This is a genomic window from Salipiger bermudensis, from assembly GCF_017309175.1.
Lineage (GTDB): Bacteria > Pseudomonadota > Alphaproteobacteria > Rhodobacterales > Rhodobacteraceae > Salipiger > Salipiger bermudensis.
Window position 1 is genome coordinate 252,517 of record NZ_JAEKJV010000005.1, and the last position, 16,445, is coordinate 268,961.

Sequence of the window (16,445 nt, forward strand, 5' to 3'; positions counted from 1 at the left end):
ATATAGTCTAGGCTGACAGCGCGGAACGCATCGGGCAGGCTGGCGCCGTCCGGTCGGAAGAGGAGAAACCATGTCGCTCAAATCGCTCAAGAAGCAGCGCCGTATCCAGGTGGTCGCGCTGGCTGCGGTCGCGCTGGTGGTCTCGACGGTGCTGATCGGCTACGCGATGCGCGACGGCATCAACTTCTTCCGCTCCCCCAGCCAGGTGATGGAGGAGCCGCCCGCGCCGAACGAGACCTTCCGCATCGGCGGCCTGGTCGAAGGTGGGACGCTGATCCGTGGCGAGGGCCACGAGATCCGCTTCAGCGTCACCGATGGCGGCGCCTCGGTACCGGTGGTGTTCGCAGGCGTGCTGCCCGATCTCTTTGCCGAGAACCAGGGCATGGTGGGCACCGGGCGCTATGTCGAGGGGGTCTTCGTGGCCTCCGAGATCCTCGCCAAGCACGACGAGACATACATGCCGAAAGAGGTCATGGACGCGCTGAAGGAGCAGGGCGTCTACCAGGATCCCAACAGCTGAGGCTAGGGGCGCGCTGTCGAGATGGGTGCGTTTTGTGCAGACGCGCGAACGTTCGCGGCGCGAAATCAAGGCCGAAGGCCGCCGCACATCGGTCATGCTGGAAGCATGCCTTCGGCATGACCCGCCCCCCGGGCCGGCGATTTGGTTGTGCTGGGTGCACAGCTTCGAGGTTCTTCGGACCTGGCTGATATAAATCGCGGGATTCCACGGAAGGATCGCCCCCCCCGCGGACCGGCGATGCGCGGCGGCTTCCGAGTTCGGATGTTCCTGCGAATTAAAAGCGCTCGGTGCGGAGCGTAGAGCGCCTTCGGACCTTCCGTTCCATGCCCTATCACAGGCTACACAGGCAGCGCGGTGTCCCGCGGCCCGGCGATGCGCGGCGGCGTCGATGCGCGAAACGCCGCAAGAGACCGCCCGCCAAAAGAAAAAGGCGGGCCCGAGGGCCCGCCTTTCCAAGTCTTACCAAGAAGACCGGATCACGCGTTGGCTTCGCGGATTTTGTCGGCGGCATCCTTGTTGTACTCGACGCCGCTCTGTTCGAAGAGCTGGTCGAGCTCGCCCGAGAGGGTCATCTCGGTGATGATGTCGCAGCCGCCCACGAACTCGCCCTTGACGTAGAGCTGCGGGATGGTCGGCCAGTCGGAATAGTCCTTGATGCCCTGGCGGATCGCGTCATCGGCCAGCACGTTCACGTCGTGGAAATCCACGCCCATGTAGTTCAACACCCCGGCCACGCGGCTCGAGAAGCCGCATTGCGGCATGGTCTTGGTGCCCTTCATGTAGAGCACCACGGTGTTGGACTTCACCGTCTCGTCGATCATCGTCTTCGCGTCGGTCATATCTCTCTCCTATCTGCGCGGTACCTTGGCACCGGCTGGCCCCGCGCGGAGCGGGGACGGTATTTTCCAGAACCCGGACCGGTTTATCGCGGCGTGCCGCCGACGATCCGGGCGCGGGCGTCAGTCCGTGGTCAGTCCGGCGCCTTGGTGGTCAGCGCCAGCGCGTGCAGTTCGCCATGCGCCCCGTCCATCTTGCCCTTGAGGGCGGCATAGACGGCGCGCTGCTGCTGGACGCGGTTCTTGCCACGGAAGCTCTCGTCGATCACCTCGGCGGCGTAGTGGTTTCCGTCACCGGCAAGATCGGTGATGGTGATCTGGGCATCGGGAAACTCGGCTCGGATGAGCTGTTCGATTTCCGTCGCTTCAATGGCCATTGGGGCGTGTCTCCGCTGTCGTCCGTTCCCCCAAGATGTAAGCTCCGTGCGAAGCGGGTGCAAGCAGGCGCTTGGCCGGGCACGGGCCGGGTCAGGCGGCGAGGTCGATCCAGACCGGCACGTGATCGGACGGCTTGTCGCGGCCGCGGATGTCGCGGTCGATCTGCACGTCGGTCATCAGGTCTGCCGCCTGCGGGGTCAGCAGCAGGTGGTCGATGCGGATGCCATTGTTCCGCTGCCAAGCGCCGGCCTGATAATCCCAGAAGGAATAGTGGCCGGGGCCCTGAGTGCGGGCGCGGAAGGCCTCGGTGAAGCCGAGGTTCAGAATGCGGCGGAAGGCTGCGCGGGTCTCGGGGAGGTAGAGCGCGTCCTCGGTCCAGGCCTCGGGCTTGGCGGCGTCCTCGGCTTGAGGGATGACATTGTAGTCGCCCGCCATCACCGCTGGCATCTCGCTGGCCAGAAGTTCGCGGGCGCGGGCCTCGAGCCGTTTCATCCACGCAAGCTTGTAGTCGTATTTCGGCCCCGGCACCGGGTTGCCGTTGGGCAGGTAGAGCCCGCAGAGCCGCACCGCGTGGCTCTCGCCCATCACCGTGGCCTCGATCCAGCGCGCCTGTTCGTCCTCGTCATCGCCGGGCAGGCCGCGGGTGACATCCTCGAGCGGCAGCTTCGACAGGATGGCGACGCCGTTGAAGCTCTTCTGGCCATGGGTTTCGACTTGCCAGCCGCGCTCCTCGAAATGCTCGCGGGGGAAGGCCTCATCGACAGACTTGATCTCCTGCAGCAGCGCGACGTCGGGCTGCGCCTCGTCGAGCCAGTCGGTGAGGGCGCCGATGCGCGCCTTGATGCCGTTGATGTTGAAGGTGGCGATCTTCATTTGGCCCTCCGAAATTTGAGCAAGCTATCGCCGAAGCGGAGCTCAGGGGCAAGACCAGCGCGGTTTTCAGCCGACGATTCGGGTCCGATTCCGGGGTGAAAAGCAGGTTTCAACAAGGCGCAAAAACTTATCCACAGAAAAGATTCCCCTGTGGACAACTTTGAATTGTGTTTTTTCTGTGTCTTTTAGGTCTTAATCTGCATGTGGATAACTCGTGTATAATTCAACCCTAACAAGAAACTATATTGCCAGAAACATGCATTGGAGGAAACCCTGAGCGTGCCAAAACGCAAACGCTACACCAGGAAGGGTTACCCCATGTCTGCACAACTCAAGCATGAAATCATTGAAGAATTCGCCAACGACTTCGGCGGCGACATGTTCGGTGGGGAAGGTGCCTCGATGTTCACCTCCTGCGCCGCACCCGAAAGCTTCGGCAGCGCACTGACCGGCGAGGCTGTGGATATGTTTACCTCTTGCGCCGCACCGGTGACCGGCTCCGCTGCCACAGGTGAGGCAACCGGCCTCTACACGTCCTGCGCCGCGCCGCTGACCGGCTCGACCGCGACCGGCGAAGCCACCGGCCTGTTCACGTCCTGCGCCGAGCCCAAGGCTTCCGAGGCCCTGACCGGCGACGCGGTGGAAATGTTCACCTCCTGCGCCGCGCCGACCACCAGCTCGACCGCGACCGGCGATGTCGTGGGCCTGTTCACTTCGTGTGCCACCCCGACCACCGGCTCGACCGCGACCGGCGAAGCCACCGGCCTGTTCACCTCCTGCGCCGAGCCGAAAGCGTCCGAGACCCTGACCGGCGATGCCGTCGAGATGGTCACCTCCTGCGCCGCTCCGACCACCAGCTCGGCCGATGCCGGCGACGCGGTCGAGATGTTCACCTCCTGCGCGACCCCGACCACCAGCTCGGCTGACGCAGGCGACGTGACCGGCCTGTTCACCTCCTGCGCCGAGCCGAAGGCCTCCGAGGCCCTGACCGGCGACGCTGTCGAGATGGTCACCTCCTGCGCGGCTCCCCGCGACAGCCGTGCCGTCAACGGTGAAGTCACCGGCTCCTTCACCTCCTGCGCATAAGCCAGGATGCCATCGCTGCGGGCGTCTTATGGGGATGAGACGCCCGCGTGCGGCCGGAAACAGAAAGACACAGGGAAATCAGTCATGACCAACGTTATCGCACTTCGCCCGAAGGCCCCCGTCGCGTCGCAGGATGCCGGAGTTGCAGCGCTCGTGAAGAGCTTTGCCACCAGCCGGCGGCGAGAGGATGACGTGTTCTGGCTGAAAGAGAACGCAGAGCTTCTCAACATCCTGGAATGCACCGGGACCTACGTGCCCCGGGCCGCGCTGGCGCCGCTGCGCGGGTTCTACAAATCGGTGGAAGACCGCATGGCCTTCTTCCCGCAATACTACCGCTTCCTGCTCTCGCTCACCCTCGATCTCGAGGATCTGGGCATGGAGGGCGACACCGGCGCCAAGCTCACCGAGCGCGCCGCGCGCCACGGCTTTGCCGATGCCGAGCTTTCGGACCTGCAGCGCATGGAAGCCCGCCGCCTTCTGGCCCGCCGCGGCCATGTGAGCGAGGATGACGAGGGGCTGGCCGACCGCCTGCGCGCCTTCTGCGCCCGCTCGCAGACCTTCGCTCTGCCGAACAAGAAGGCCGCCTACGAGCTGACCCATATCGTGTTCTACCTCAGCGAATACGGCCGTCAGGATCCCGGCCTCGACGAGGAGGCGATCAACAGCCTCTACTTCGCCGGCAACCTGGCCTATCTGGACCAGAACTCCGACCTGCTGGCCGAGATCTGCATCGCCCTGCGCTATGCCCGCGAGGTGCCGCCGCCGCTCTGGACGATCTGGCTCGACCGTGAGACCCATCTGTTTACCGTGGAGAGTGGCGAGACCCTCTCGGTGGCCGATGATTACCACGACTTCCTCGTCTGCAACTGGCACGCCTCGGTGATCGGCGGCAAGCCGTTCCACAAGCCGCTGGAGGGCGGGCGGATGCGCTTCCAGCGGGCACAGCGCGTCGCGCCGCTGCGCGAACTTTCGGAAGCGCTCTTCGCCGAAGGCTCTGCCCGCAGCGCCGACTGGGCCGGGATGCGCGAGCGCATGGGGGCGCGGCTGTCGCCGCAGACCCTTGATGTGGTCGACCAGCTTGCCGATCATTCCCCGCGCTTCGACGCATTCTTCGAGGGCTTCGCCCGGGCAGGTAACGCATGAACGGGACACGCACAGCCATCGTGGGCGCTGCCCTTGTCGCGCTCTACACCGGTGCCATCGCTGCGGCGGACGGCATCACCAAGCTCATCGCCGGTGGCTACGCCGCGCCGCAGCTCTTCGCGCTGTCGGCGGGGCTCGTGCTGCTGATGTCTCTTGGCGCGTCGCGCAAGAACGGCGAGACGCTGCGCACCACGTGCCGCGGCGCCATGGCGTTGCGCGCGCTGCTCACCGTGGTTTCGGCGCTGAGCTTCTTTCAGGCCTTCCGCCTGCTGCCCTTCGCCGATGTCTTCCTGTTCATCGCGCTGGTGCCGCTGATCGCCGCCGCGATGTCGGGCCCCGCGCTCGGCGAGCCGGTGCGTCCGGCGGTCTGGATGGCGCTGCTGCTCGGCGCGGGCGGGCTGCTCTTCGTGATGCCGGCAGGCGAGCTTTCGCTCGATCCGGGCCACCTCTGGGCGTTGTTCGCCGCCTTCACCGGCACCGGCTCGATGATCGCCGCGCGCTACATCGCCCGCATCGAGCGCGTGCCGCTGGCGCAGGTGTTCTGGCCGAACCTCGCGCTGATGCTGAGCATGGCCGTGGCGCTGCCGTTCGTCTGGCAACCGATGCCGCTGTCGGATCTGGGCTGGGTCGTGACCTACGCGGTGTTCCTCTTCGCGGCCCGCTGGCTCTCGGTCGAGGCGCTGCGGCTGCTGCCGGCTTACGTGGCAACGCCGCTGATGAACCTGCAATTCGTCTGGATGGTGGTGATCGGCTGGTTCGGTTTCGGTGAGATCCCCGCCGTGGGCACCATGCTGGGCGTCACGCTTGTGGTCGGCTCGGGCCTGTGGCTGATCTTCGACGAGGCGGTGACACAGGAGCGCCGCAGCTCGGCCAACGCCTGATCATCCGAGAAAGATCGATCCCGCCCCGCAGCGCCAAGCCGCTGCGGGGCGGTTGCGTTTTGAGCGAAAGGGATCGGGTCGGGTGCTCAGGCGGCGTGGCCTTGCAGCACCTCGAGCGGCACGATCTCGAGCGCGCGCATATGGGTCGCCTCGAGCGAGACCTTGGGGGCGCAGCCCTCGTCATGCGCCTGCAAGAAGCGCGCAGCGCAGAGGCACCACGGGTCGCCGGGCTTGAGGCCGGGGAAGTGAAACTCGGGGCGGGGCGTCGACAGGTCGTTGCCGACATAGGCGGAATAGGCAAGAAACTCGGCGGTCATCACCGCGCAGACCGTGTGGCTTCCGGCATCCTGCGCGCAGGTGTTGCAGTGGCCGTCGCGGAAGAAGCCCGTCAGCGGCGCCATGGAGCAGGGCGACAGTGGCCCGCCCAGAACGTTGATCGACTGATCTTTCTGCATCATTGCGCGTCTCCCTTGCGAACAGCGTGGCAAACCGGCGGCGGCCTGTCCAGCGCCGCGCGGTCACGGCGCCGTCAGGCAGCCTCAGCGGAATTTGTCGGCGAGCTTCTGCAGCGGCGAGCGGTCGTCGGGCTGCGGGTCTTGCGCGGCCTTTGCTTCGGGGTCTTTCTTGGGCGCCGGTTTGCCGGAAGCGGGCTCTGGCTTCTCCTGCTTGCCGCCCGAGGAACGCGGCGGGTTGACCCGCAGCGCCACGGCGTTCTGAAACTTGCCGGTATCTCCGCGCGCCAGCTCGCCCGCGCCGTCGGAAATGCCCCGCAGCAGGTCGTCGAGCCAGTCCTCGTCGGCCTTGTGGAAATCGTGCAGCACGTAGGCCGACACCAGATCCTTGCGGCCGGGATGGCCGATGCCCAGCCGCACCCGGTGATAGGCCTCGCCGATATGGGCGTGGATCGAGCGCAGCCCGTTATGGCCGGCATGGCCACCGCCGGTCTTCACCCGGCACTTGCCCGGCGCGAGGTCGAGCTCGTCGTGGAACACCGTCACATCGACCGGCTCGAGCTTGAAGAAGCGCATCGCCTCGCCCACCGACTGGCCGGAGAGGTTCATGAAGGTGCCAGGCTTGAGCAGCAGCACCTTGTCGCCGCCGAGCCGGCCCTCGCTGACCTCGCCCTGGAACCGCGCGCGCCACGGACCGAAGCCGTTATCCTCGGCGATCCGGTCGAGCGCCATAAAGCCGATGTTGTGCCGGTTTCGGGCATATTTGCCGCCGGGATTGCCCAGCCCCACGAAGATCTGCAAGCTCGCCTCCATCTGTTCCGCCCCTAGATAGGGCGGAGAGGGGGAATTCCACAACCCGCAAGGAGACCGCGATGTACCTGACGATGAACCGCTTCAAGGTGGTGCCCGATCGGGCCGCCGAGTTCGAGGCCATGTGGCAGGCCCGCGACAGCCATCTCAAGCAGGTGCCGGGCTTCGTCAGTTTCGCGCTGATGAAGGGAGCGGAGCAGGGCGATCACGTGCTCTATGCCTCGCATACGCTCTGGGCCGACGAGGAGAGCTTCAAGGGCTGGACCCGGAGCGAGGCCTTTCGCGCCGCGCACAAGGGGGCCAAGAGTTCCGAGGGCATGTATCTCGGCCCGCCGGTGCTTGAATGCTTCGACGCGGTGCAGGTGCTGGACTGAGCCTGCGGACCCGGAAAGGGGCGGCGCACGTGCGCCGCCCCTTTTTTTCGCAGCGACCAGATGTCAGACGAAGACGATGTCGTCGACATAGGCCTCGCCGGTGAGCAATCCCTCGCTCCCGAACGCGATGCCGCTCGCGATCTCGGCAATGTGTGTGGTTTCGTCGTCCAAGCTCATCTCTTCGCTCGCGATGAACTGCGCAGTTGCGACGATGCCGTCATCCGTCATATCTGCGAGACGCAGATTGGCGGGGTCCGGACCGTAGAGGCTGCTCAGTCCGCCGGACACGATCGGGTCGAGGCCGAGCTCCTCGGCGAAGACGAATGCCGTCGGCTGATCGCTCACGGTTCTATCGGTGGAGAAGGCCTGCGAGGCGATCCCGTTCCAATCGACCAGACCGTCGGCAGATGCCGCGTCGATCGCAGCGTAGCCAATAATCTCATGCGGGTGCAGCCCATCTTGGCTTTCGGCTTCCTGAACTGTATAGCTGAAGCCGGTCTCGCTGACTTCTCCGACACGCGCGATGATCCAGTCAGGACCGTTGTCGGATTGGATCTGTAGCATGACCACCGGCGCTTCGTCGAATGCGGCGCCGAATTCCACGTTGTGGAATTCGTTCGTCGCACCGCCCGAGAAGACGGTTGTACCTACCTGAAGCAGGCTGCCGTCATCGAGCTCCCAGACGCCGGATTCAAAGGCCGTCAGGCTGACATCTTCAGCAATGTGCATCTGGTCGTAGCCTTCGGGCTCATCAAGATGAAAAGTCGCGCTGGTCGACGTGATCTCGCTGAACCTGACGGTTGCCGCATCCGGCCCGTTCATCGTCACCGGGCTGGCGAAGACGACGGCGTTGTCGAAGGATGCATTCTGGAATGCAGCGTAGCGATCCGTATGGGTCACATTGCTGACTTGCTGAACCGAGCCGATGACATCGTCCCAAGATTCGACGTATTCGATCACCATCTGCATGTCGTAGAGATCGGCCGCATCCTGACGGTCGCCCTTCACGTAGATCGCCGTGTCGAAGACGTTCTGCTCGAGAACCGTGCCGTTCGGCGTCACCGCCGACAGGATCAGGCCCGTGGGCATCGCGTCGCCGGCGCCGAGAGTGCCGTTGACGGCGCTCCAGCCGGCGTCGATCACGCCATCTGCATCGAGATCAAGCCGGGTCGGGTCGATCACCATCCAGCCCTCGCTGGTGGCCAGCGGCGACTCGCCTTCCCAGTCGAGAAGGTTGATCGTGGTCGTGGTCAGCTCGCCGGTGTCGTACTTGATGTTGTCCGACTGGAACGGCGGTTCGCTGTTGGGCTCGAGCGGGATCTCGAGGCCCGGAAGGTCCTGGCCGAACTTGTTCGGCGTCAGGCGCCAGCGCGGACCGGAGACGAGGCTGTCCTCGTAGTAACCCTCTGCGGCCGCGGTTTCGGCATCGGTGAAACTGACGAAGACGTTGGCGTAGGGATCGTCCGGGTACATGTCATAGGACCACTCGAACGGCTCGCGGTCGGTCGAGGTGTACCACGAGTCGGTGAAGCCTTCGGCAAGGTCCGCGGTGCTGAAGTCGAGATCCGCCGCCGCGGCGGCCGCGACCAGCGACATGTCACGCAGCACGGTGCCGACCGCGTTGCCCTCGGCATCCTCGTTGCGATAGCCAACTAGCTCGCCATCAGGGTTGTAGACCGCGGTGCCGCCGACCACGCTCATATCGATCTGGCCGGCCTCGTCGAGCACGAAGTAGCTCGGCAGCGCGTCGCCCAGACCGTTATACGTGTCGACCGGCGAGACCCAGAGCGTGTTGGCCGCGTCATCCGGATCGGTGACGATGTAGTAGGACGGAAGCCGGCCGATGGCGGCCTCGTTCTCATAGTCTTCCGGGCGGATCTGGTCGTTGGGGTTGTTGGTGATCGTGTGGGTCACGATCAGTTCGGCCTTGGTCACGACGAAGCCATTCGAGCCGTCCTCGAGACTGTCGGCAATGCCATTGCCATCCTCGTCGACGGTCCACTCTTCCGGCAGGTCGATATTGACCTCCATGCGGATGTCATTGGGCCGTTTCACCGCCTCGCCCCAGCGATAGAGCAGCTTGCCGTCGTCCTTCAGGGTCACCGAGTAGTCCTGCCCGTAGGCGATGTTGTAGGTGACGCTGGACTCGTTGGGCTCGAGCAGGTCGGTCAGATCGGCCTCGCCGCCATAGCCGTTGAGGAAGCTGTCGACCACGTCGAGCGTGCCGTCGTTGCCGATGTCCACGGCGCCCACGGTGATCGCTTCGGTCACGCCGTCGCCGTCGCTGTCATAGTCGACGGTGGTCTTGGTCAGGCGGTAGGTGTCGAGCGTGCCGTCGCGGTCGAAATCGACATCCGTCAGCACGGTGTCGAGCGCCGGGTCGGGGCTGTCCATCGCGGTCTGAAGCGCCGCCACGGTCTCCTTTACGTAGAAGTCGTTGAGCGGGCCTTCGGTCAGGCTGCCATCCTCGGCGACATAGAGATCGGCCATCTTGAGGTCGTCGTCGAGCCCGCCGATGGCGTTTTCGTCACCGGGATAGGCCTGATCCGAGAGCAGCGCCTGCATGGTGGTGTAATGCTCTGTCGAGGCTTTCACGGTCGAGCCGCCCAGGCCAAGGGACCATGTGCCGAAGGGAGCGCCGGAGAGAAACAGATCGGTTTCCGCGTTGCGCACGGCGATGCCGACGATCTCGCCGCCTTCGCCATAGATATTGCCCGCGAAGCCTTCGGCATAGTCACCGTCGAGCTCCTTCTCCTCGGCACCGATGAAGTCGGTCACGTGGAAGCCGAATTCATTGTCGATGCCATACAGGATGTTGCCCGCGTGGCTTACATAGGGTTCGACCACCGCGCCTGCGGTGTCGAGCATCTCGGGGTAATCGGGGAATTGAAGGCCACTGAACGTTGCTGTCAGGTCATCGACCGAAAAGACGTGCAGGGCCGAGCTGTAAAGTGCCATCGTACCGTCTCCAAAAGGCTCCTCCCGGGACGGCCTTGGTTCTCGCCTGCTTGCAGTCTCCCCCCATGCTGTCCCTCGGCAATTAGGCCATGAAGTTGCATTCGAAAGCCATGATATATGTCAAAGTGAATGTGATGGATTTGGCGGGTGGTCGTTGCGTACCGGTCGGGGCTGGGGCCGCCTGCTGATCTGGTCGCTTTCAGGCCCTTGATCCCGCGCCTCTTTTTCTGGGAAAATGAGTCTGTCTCGCCGGCGCTCGGTTAGATATAAATTTTTCTCAAATCGGGAGTGACGGATGTCCGGACCTCAGAGCACACGGGTCACCTCCAGCCACTGGGGCGCTTTCGAGCTTGATGTCGAGGGCGATCGCATCGTCGCCGCACGGCCCTTCGGTGCCGATCCCACCCCGCCCGAGATCCCGCAGGCGATCCCCGCCGCCGTGCATCACCGTAGCCGGGTGGCGCGCCCCTCGATCCGCAAGGGCTGGCTCGAGGGCCGCAAGCGCGGCGGGCGCGGCAGCGAGCCCTTCGTCGAACTGCCGTGGGACGAGGCGCTCGACATCGCCGCGCAAGAGATCGACCGGGTCCGGCGCGCGCATGGCAACGAGGCGATCTTCGGCGGCTCCTACGGCTGGTCCTCGGCTGGGCGTTTCCACCATGCCCAGAGCCAGGTGCACCGGTTCCTCAACAGCGTTGGCGGCTATGTCGCTTCCTTCGGGAGCTATTCGACGGGCTGCGCGCAGGCGATCATGCCGCATGTCTTTGGTCACAACTTCATCTCGCATCTCTACGACCATCAGGAAAACTGGCAGACGCTGGAGGCCGAGACCGAAACGCTGGTGATGTTCGGCGGCATCAACCCAAAGAACAGCCAGGTCAGCATGGGCGGCGTGACCGAGCATGGCACCAAGGGCTGGATCGAAAAATTCCTCGCCAAGGGCATGTACTGCCTCAATATCGGACCGCAGCGCGGCGACGCGCCCGAGGGCTGCGAGTGGCTGCCGGTGAAGCCGGGTTCGGACACCGCCCTGATGCTGGCGCTGGCCTACGTGCTCGACACCGAGGGTCTGGCGGATCACGCCTTCCTTGAGCGCTACACCACCGGCTACGAGCGCTTCCGCCCCTATCTGCTGGGGGAGAGCGACGGCCAGCCCAAGACGCCTGAATGGGCTGCGCCGCTTTGCGGGGCCGACCCGCAGACCATCCGCGAGCTCGCCCGGCGCATGGCCTCGACCCGCACGATGATCACCGTGGCGTGGTCGTTGCAGCGCGGCGAGCATGGCGAGCAGCCCTACTGGATGTCGGCGGTGCTGGCGGCGATGCTCGGTCAGATCGGCCTGCCGGGCGGTGGCGTGGGGTATGGCTACGGGGCCATCGGTGGCGTCGGCCACGCGTTTCGCCGGATGCGCGGCATGACCCTGCCGCAGGGCGTCAATCCGGTGGGCAAGGTGATCCCGGTGGCGCGCATCGCCGACATGCTGCGCAACCCCGGGCAGCCCTATGATTTCAACGGCAACCGCGAGCCCTATCCCGACATTCGCCTTGTCTACTGGGCCGGCGGCAACCCGTTCCACCACCATCAGGATCTCAACGCCTTCCACGAGGCGTGGCAGCAGCCCGAGACCATCCTCGTCAACGAGCCATGGTGGACCCCCACGGCCAAGCGCGCCGACATCGTCTTCCCGGCGACAACGCCCTACGAGCGCGAGGATATTGGCCGTTCGCCGCTCGACGACTACCTCTTTCATATGCCGGCGATGATTCCGCCGGTGGGCGAGGCGCGCGACGATTACGACATCTTCGCCGGCCTCGCCGCCCGCATGGGCGCGACCGAGGCTTATACCGAGGGCAAGACAAGCACCCAGTGGATCGAGACGCTCTACGAGGGCTATCGCCAATTTGCCGCCGAGGACGGCATCGAGGTGCCGGATCTCGCCGGGCTGCGCGAGGTCAACTGGCTCAAGCTGCCGATCACCTACGAGGGGCCGAACCCGAGCTTCCTGCGCCGTTTCCGCGAGGATCCGGATGGCGCGCCGCTCGGCACGCCCTCGGGGCGGCTCGAGATCTTTTCCGAGACCATCGACGGCTTCGGCTACGCCGATTGCCCGGGCCACCCGGTCTGGCTGCCGCCCTCGGAATGGCTCGGCGCGGCGCGGCAGGAGGCGCCGCTGCACCTCGTCTCGCCGCAGCCGGGCGACAAGCTGCACAGCCAGCTCGAGGCGGCGCTGGCCGATCGCCCGGGCGCGCGTCCCGAGACGCTGGTGATGCATCCCGGGGATGCCGCCGCGCGCGGGATCGCGAGCGGTGATCTGGTGCGAGTGTTCAACACGCGCGGCGCGGTACGGGCGCGGGCCCGGGTCAGCGACGAGATCCGCCCCGGCGTGGTGGCGCTGCCGACAGGCGCGTGGTTCGGCGATCCCGGCGAAAATCTCGATCCGCATGGCAACCCGAACGTGCTCACCGCCGATATCGGTACGTCGAAGCTGGGGCAGGGTTGCAGCGCCCATACCGCGCTGGTCGAGGTGTCGGGTCTCGGTCTCGAGGCGTGAGGATCGCGGGCGCCGGCCTCAGCCGTGCGCCCGTTCCGCGCGCAACCAGCGGAACACCAGCATCAGGATGAAGGTTGTGGCGATCAGGCCGAGAAGGTCGCCCACCGCATAGACCACCAGCACCACCACCGACCATTCCGGCAGGATCGCGCCGGAGAATACCAGCGACTGGCCGACCGAATTCAGCACCGAGGCCAGCGTCCCGACCAGCAGCAGCCATTTCCAGTGCACCCGGAGACGCTCCGTGGCGTAGAGGTTGAGCCCGAAGGCGCGCATCAGCTCGAAGGCCACCGCCGCGGAGGCCGCGCCGACGAGGATCGAGATCAGGATCACCGGTTCGGTCACCGAGCCGATCCCGGCACCGGCGAACATCCATTCAGACAGGAAGGCGCCGACGCAGAGCGGCAGGATCGCAACGCGGCCGAGCAGCCATGTCGCCAGAACCCGCACCCCGTGCGGAAGATAGAGCAGGCTGGCAAAGCTGGTGACATCGGGCAGCAGCCGCGCCTGAAGCGGGGTTATCAGCATGGCGGTCAGACCGTGGGCGAGGATATAGGCCACGACGGTCACACCGAAATATCGGATTTGCATCGGTAACGGGTCTTTCTCATCCGGTCGCGTGCGGCCTCGACCGCGCGGTATGCCTGATGTGTCGGTTGCGGATCAGCTCTGCTGAAGATCCTTGCCGACAAGATCGCTGCGCACAACATAAATGCGCGCCTTGCTCTGTCCGGCCCGTTCGAGAAGCCCGTGGCCCAGCAGGGTGCGGATGGCACGGTAGAGCGTGGCCTGCGCCACCGGCTCGAGCAGCGCATGGTTGCGCATCTGTTCCGTGCTGATCACGTCGCCGACGCGGGCCGTAAGGCTGTGCGCGGCCAGTAGCACATCGCGCTCGGTGCGGCTGAGATCGTCGAGCCCGACATCGCGCTCAAGCTGCCTCAGCATGTCGCGCAGTTCGAAGATCGGAGTCAGCTTGTCCATGTCTTGGATCCCGTTGGGCGCATGGCTCGTTCCTCAACCATAGAAAACTGCGCTTCGTTTCAATGTTTATCACAATGATAAAGCATTGGAAGCCCTCTTCGCGACGTGGTAACATGTCCAAGACGACGTTCCGTGAGTGGTGCCGCCGTCTTGTATTTAGATCAGTATAGCCTCGGTGACTTCGGTCGCCGAGGCGTTTTCTTTATACGCTTCAAGCGTGTATCGAAGCGGTCTTCCGAGATTTTCACTCAACGTAAGCATTGCTCTGTTCAATTTGGTCGCGCGCCTTGCCTCTTTGGCGATGACGGCGCGCCGCGTGCCAGCGACGCCTTGTTCTCGCAACACGCAGAAGGTGAGTGCGCGGGGCCGTGTTCCCGATCATTGACCGAAGCGCCCCGGAGGCCGCCGCGGGCTGCGGATCCCACCCGGTGGTTGCGACCAAGGCGAATCATCGGCGCCCCTGCTTCTGCTGCGCCCGCTGGACCGGAACGAAAACGGCCCTGCCGTGGGGCAGGGCCGTCTCGCGATCTGTCGAAGCTGCGGAGGACTTATTCCTCTGCGGCCTCCTCTTCGCCTTCGTCGCCGTCATCGGCGCGCAGGCCGCGCGGAGCCGAGATGTTGGCGATCACGAAGTCACGGTCGATGGTCGGCTTTGCGCCGTCCGGCAGCGTCACGTCCGAGATGTGGATGACGTCGCCGATCTGCTTGTCCGCCAGGTCCACGGTGATGTGGTCCGGGATGTCGCCGGCGAGCACTTCGAGCTCGACTTCCTGGCGCACGATGGTCAGCACGCCACCCTTCTTCAGGCCCGGCGCGGTTTCTTCATTGATGAAGTCCACGTGGATGAAGAGGTTGATCCGGCTGGTGCGGCGCAGGCGCATCAGGTCGAAATGGGTCGGAAGGTCCTTCACGACATCGCGCTGCACGTCGCGGCAGATGACGCGGACATCGTCGTGACCGTCAACCTTGAGGTTGAACAGGGTCGACTTGAAGCGGCCTGCCTTCAGGCGCTTGAGCAGCTCGTTGAAGGGCAGTTGGATTGCCAGCGGCTCTGCATCGCCACCGAAAACAATGCCCGGAACCATGCCGTCGCGACGGACTTGACGAGCGGCGCCCTTGCCTGTCCCCGTACGTTCCAGAGCCACGAGATCAGGAATCTCACCAGCCATGTTGATATCTCCATAAATAAGGGCAGGGTGCCTCCAAGGCTGTCACCCCGCGTAAGAGCCGCTCCGATAGACCGGATCGCCCGGTTTCTCAAGCCTCTTTTTGTCCCGCGCCGCTCTGCCGCCGTTGCGCCGGGCGCTCTGGACGCCGCCGCGCCGTCGTGGCAGGGCGCTGGCATGGGATTCAAGCACGATCTTCTGGCCAGCCGTGGCCCCGCCGCGGCGTTTGCCGTCATGGGCCTCTACTGGGGCGGTTTCGCGGCCTTGGTGCCGGCGCTGAAGCCGCAGGCCGGGCTCTCGGACGAGGGCTTCGGGCTGGCGATGCTGGTTTCGACCTGCGGCGCGGTGCTTGCCATGTGGCTGGCACCGGTTGCCGAGCGGCGGCTCGGGGCGCTGGCCCTGCCGGTGCTCTCGGTGCTGCTGGCCGGCGCCTTCCTGCTGCCGGGGGTCGCCACCGGCTGGCAGGGCTTCGCGCTGGCGATGCTGGCCGCCGCCGGCGCGGCCGGGCTGCTCGACGTGGTGATGAACGCGCAGGTGGCGGGGCTCGAGGCGTCGATCCGAAGGCCGCTGATGAATCTCAACCACGCGGTCTACTCGCTGGTCTACGCGGTCTCGGCGCTTGCCACCGGTCTGGCGCGCGAGCTGGGTGCGTCGCCGCTGGTCGCCTTCGCCGGGCTTGGACTGGCGGCGCTGCTTCTCGTGGCGGTGATGGGCTCGGCCCCCACCGCCTCTGCCCATGGCGACGGCAGGACGCCGCGCGGCGCCACGCCGTGGCGGCTGATCCTGCCGGCGGGCCTCGTGGTGCTGATCGGCTTCCTGTCCGAGCAGGCCACCGAAGGCTGGTCGGCCCTGCATCTCGAGCGCAACCTCGGCGCGGGGGCTGCCGCAGGTGCGGTCGGCCCGGCCTTGCTCGGCATCACCATGACCGTGGGGCGGCTGTTCGGGCAGGGGCTGGCGCAACGCTTCGCCGAGCCCGCGGTGATCCGCATCGGTGCGGCGGTCTCGGCCTGCGGGGCGCTGCTGGCCGCGCTCGCGGACAGCCTCTGGATCGCCTATGCGGGCTTCGCCGTCCTTGGGCTCGGCGCCTCGGTGATCGTCCCCATGGCCTTCGCCTTCGTCGCCGCCCGCTGCCCGGCCGAGCGCCGCGCTCAGGCGATCTCGCGCCTTTCGGTGATCGGCTATGCCGGCTTCTTCCTCGGGCCGCCGCTGATGGGGCTGGTCTCGGGCGGCATCGGGCTCGCCGCCGCTTTCGCCATGGTCGCGCTCATCCTGCTGCTGATCCCGCTCGCCCTCATCCCCTGGATGCGCCGATCCACACCGGCCTGACCCCGGATCTTCTCTGGTTCAAAAATACCTCGGGGGTGAATTGGCCGCAGGCCAAGAGGGGGCAGCGCCCCCTCCCGTTCCTTCAACACGGTGTGGCGTCAGTCGGACGGGAC

Annotated in this window: 16 protein-coding genes; 7 read left to right on the top strand and 9 right to left on the bottom strand. The window is 65.6% G+C overall.

The window, feature by feature from the left end; translation table 11 throughout:
- Positions 1-70 precede the first annotated feature (70 nt).
- Positions 71-520, top strand: a complete 450-nt coding sequence (gene ccmE / locus JF542_RS09160) for a cytochrome c maturation protein CcmE (RefSeq protein ID WP_007799658.1) — start codon at positions 71-73, stop codon at positions 518-520.
- A 476-nt stretch (positions 521-996) separates the two neighbouring features.
- On the opposite strand, the gene grxD is transcribed toward ccmE, so the two are convergent.
- The 3 genes from grxD to xth all read right to left on the bottom strand — a co-directional run bounded on the left by grxD (position 997) and on the right by xth (position 2,607).
- A complete protein-coding gene (gene grxD, locus JF542_RS09165) occupies positions 997-1,359 on the bottom strand; it encodes a Grx4 family monothiol glutaredoxin (protein WP_007799659.1) in 363 nt (120 codons plus the stop codon).
- A gap of 131 nt (positions 1,360-1,490) precedes the next feature.
- On the bottom strand, positions 1,491-1,733 hold the full coding sequence (locus tag JF542_RS09170) for a BolA/IbaG family iron-sulfur metabolism protein (protein WP_007799660.1): 243 nt from the start codon (positions 1,731-1,733) through the stop codon (positions 1,491-1,493).
- Positions 1,734-1,824: 91 nt separating this feature from the next.
- Positions 1,825-2,607 (bottom strand): exodeoxyribonuclease III, encoded by a 783-nt coding sequence (xth, locus tag JF542_RS09175; protein WP_207075609.1) that lies wholly within the window; start codon positions 2,605-2,607, stop codon positions 1,825-1,827.
- Between the two features lie 318 nt (positions 2,608-2,925).
- Here xth and JF542_RS09180 point away from each other — a divergent pair, with 318 nt between their 5' ends.
- The 3 genes from JF542_RS09180 to JF542_RS09190 all read left to right on the top strand — a co-directional run bounded on the left by JF542_RS09180 (position 2,926) and on the right by JF542_RS09190 (position 5,717).
- The gene (locus JF542_RS09180) at positions 2,926-3,693 is read left to right on the top strand and encodes a DUF6749 family protein (RefSeq protein ID WP_207075610.1); all 768 of its coding nucleotides are present in this window, start codon (positions 2,926-2,928) and stop codon (positions 3,691-3,693) included.
- An 84-nt stretch (positions 3,694-3,777) separates the two neighbouring features.
- Positions 3,778-4,836 (top strand): DUF6902 family protein, encoded by a 1,059-nt coding sequence (locus JF542_RS09185; protein WP_207075611.1) that lies wholly within the window; start codon positions 3,778-3,780, stop codon positions 4,834-4,836.
- The gene (locus JF542_RS09190; RefSeq protein ID WP_207075612.1) at positions 4,833-5,717 is read left to right on the top strand and encodes a DMT family transporter; all 885 of its coding nucleotides are present in this window, start codon (positions 4,833-4,835) and stop codon (positions 5,715-5,717) included. The genes JF542_RS09185 and JF542_RS09190 overlap by 4 nt, the downstream gene beginning before the upstream one ends.
- An 86-nt stretch (positions 5,718-5,803) precedes the next feature.
- On the opposite strand, the gene JF542_RS09195 is transcribed toward JF542_RS09190, so the two are convergent.
- Together JF542_RS09195 and pth are read right to left on the bottom strand one after the other, a co-directional pair.
- Positions 5,804-6,172 (bottom strand): DUF2237 family protein, encoded by a 369-nt coding sequence (locus JF542_RS09195; RefSeq protein WP_423734651.1) that lies wholly within the window; start codon positions 6,170-6,172, stop codon positions 5,804-5,806.
- An 84-nt stretch (positions 6,173-6,256) separates the two neighbouring features.
- Positions 6,257-6,970 (bottom strand): aminoacyl-tRNA hydrolase, encoded by a 714-nt coding sequence (gene pth / locus JF542_RS09200; RefSeq protein ID WP_207075614.1) that lies wholly within the window; start codon positions 6,968-6,970, stop codon positions 6,257-6,259.
- 71 nt (positions 6,971-7,041) lie between these two features.
- On the opposite strand from pth, the gene hmuQ reads away from it, so the two are divergent.
- Complete coding sequence (hmuQ, locus tag JF542_RS09205) at positions 7,042-7,353, top strand: heme-degrading protein HmuQ (RefSeq protein WP_207075615.1); 312 nt, start codon at positions 7,042-7,044, stop codon at positions 7,351-7,353.
- Between the two features lie 63 nt (positions 7,354-7,416).
- Here the strand turns inward: hmuQ and JF542_RS09210 are convergent, their stop codons facing one another.
- Positions 7,417-10,311, bottom strand: coding sequence for a hypothetical protein (locus JF542_RS09210; protein ID WP_207075616.1), 2,895 nt, complete (start codon positions 10,309-10,311; stop codon positions 7,417-7,419).
- A 295-nt stretch (positions 10,312-10,606) separates the two neighbouring features.
- Here JF542_RS09210 and JF542_RS09215 point away from each other — a divergent pair, with 295 nt between their 5' ends.
- Positions 10,607-12,859 (top strand): molybdopterin-dependent oxidoreductase, encoded by a 2,253-nt coding sequence (locus tag JF542_RS09215; RefSeq protein WP_207075617.1) that lies wholly within the window; start codon positions 10,607-10,609, stop codon positions 12,857-12,859.
- 18 nt (positions 12,860-12,877) lie between these two features.
- Here the strand turns inward: JF542_RS09215 and JF542_RS09220 are convergent, their stop codons facing one another.
- From JF542_RS09220 to JF542_RS09230, 3 genes are all read right to left on the bottom strand, one after another.
- Positions 12,878-13,450 carry a hypothetical protein gene (locus JF542_RS09220; RefSeq protein ID WP_007799680.1) on the bottom strand — a complete coding sequence of 191 codons (573 nt, stop codon included), beginning with the start codon at positions 13,448-13,450 and terminating at the stop codon, positions 12,878-12,880.
- A gap of 72 nt (positions 13,451-13,522) precedes the next feature.
- On the bottom strand, positions 13,523-13,840 hold the full coding sequence (locus JF542_RS09225) for a hypothetical protein (protein WP_207075618.1): 318 nt from the start codon (positions 13,838-13,840) through the stop codon (positions 13,523-13,525).
- Between the two features lie 548 nt (positions 13,841-14,388).
- The gene (locus JF542_RS09230; protein ID WP_040544757.1) at positions 14,389-15,009 is read right to left on the bottom strand and encodes a 50S ribosomal protein L25/general stress protein Ctc; all 621 of its coding nucleotides are present in this window, start codon (positions 15,007-15,009) and stop codon (positions 14,389-14,391) included.
- 174 nt (positions 15,010-15,183) lie between these two features.
- Here JF542_RS09230 and JF542_RS09235 point away from each other — a divergent pair, with 174 nt between their 5' ends.
- Complete coding sequence (locus tag JF542_RS09235) at positions 15,184-16,332, top strand: MFS transporter (RefSeq protein WP_207075619.1); 1,149 nt, start codon at positions 15,184-15,186, stop codon at positions 16,330-16,332.
- Positions 16,333-16,445: the final 113 nt, after the last annotated feature.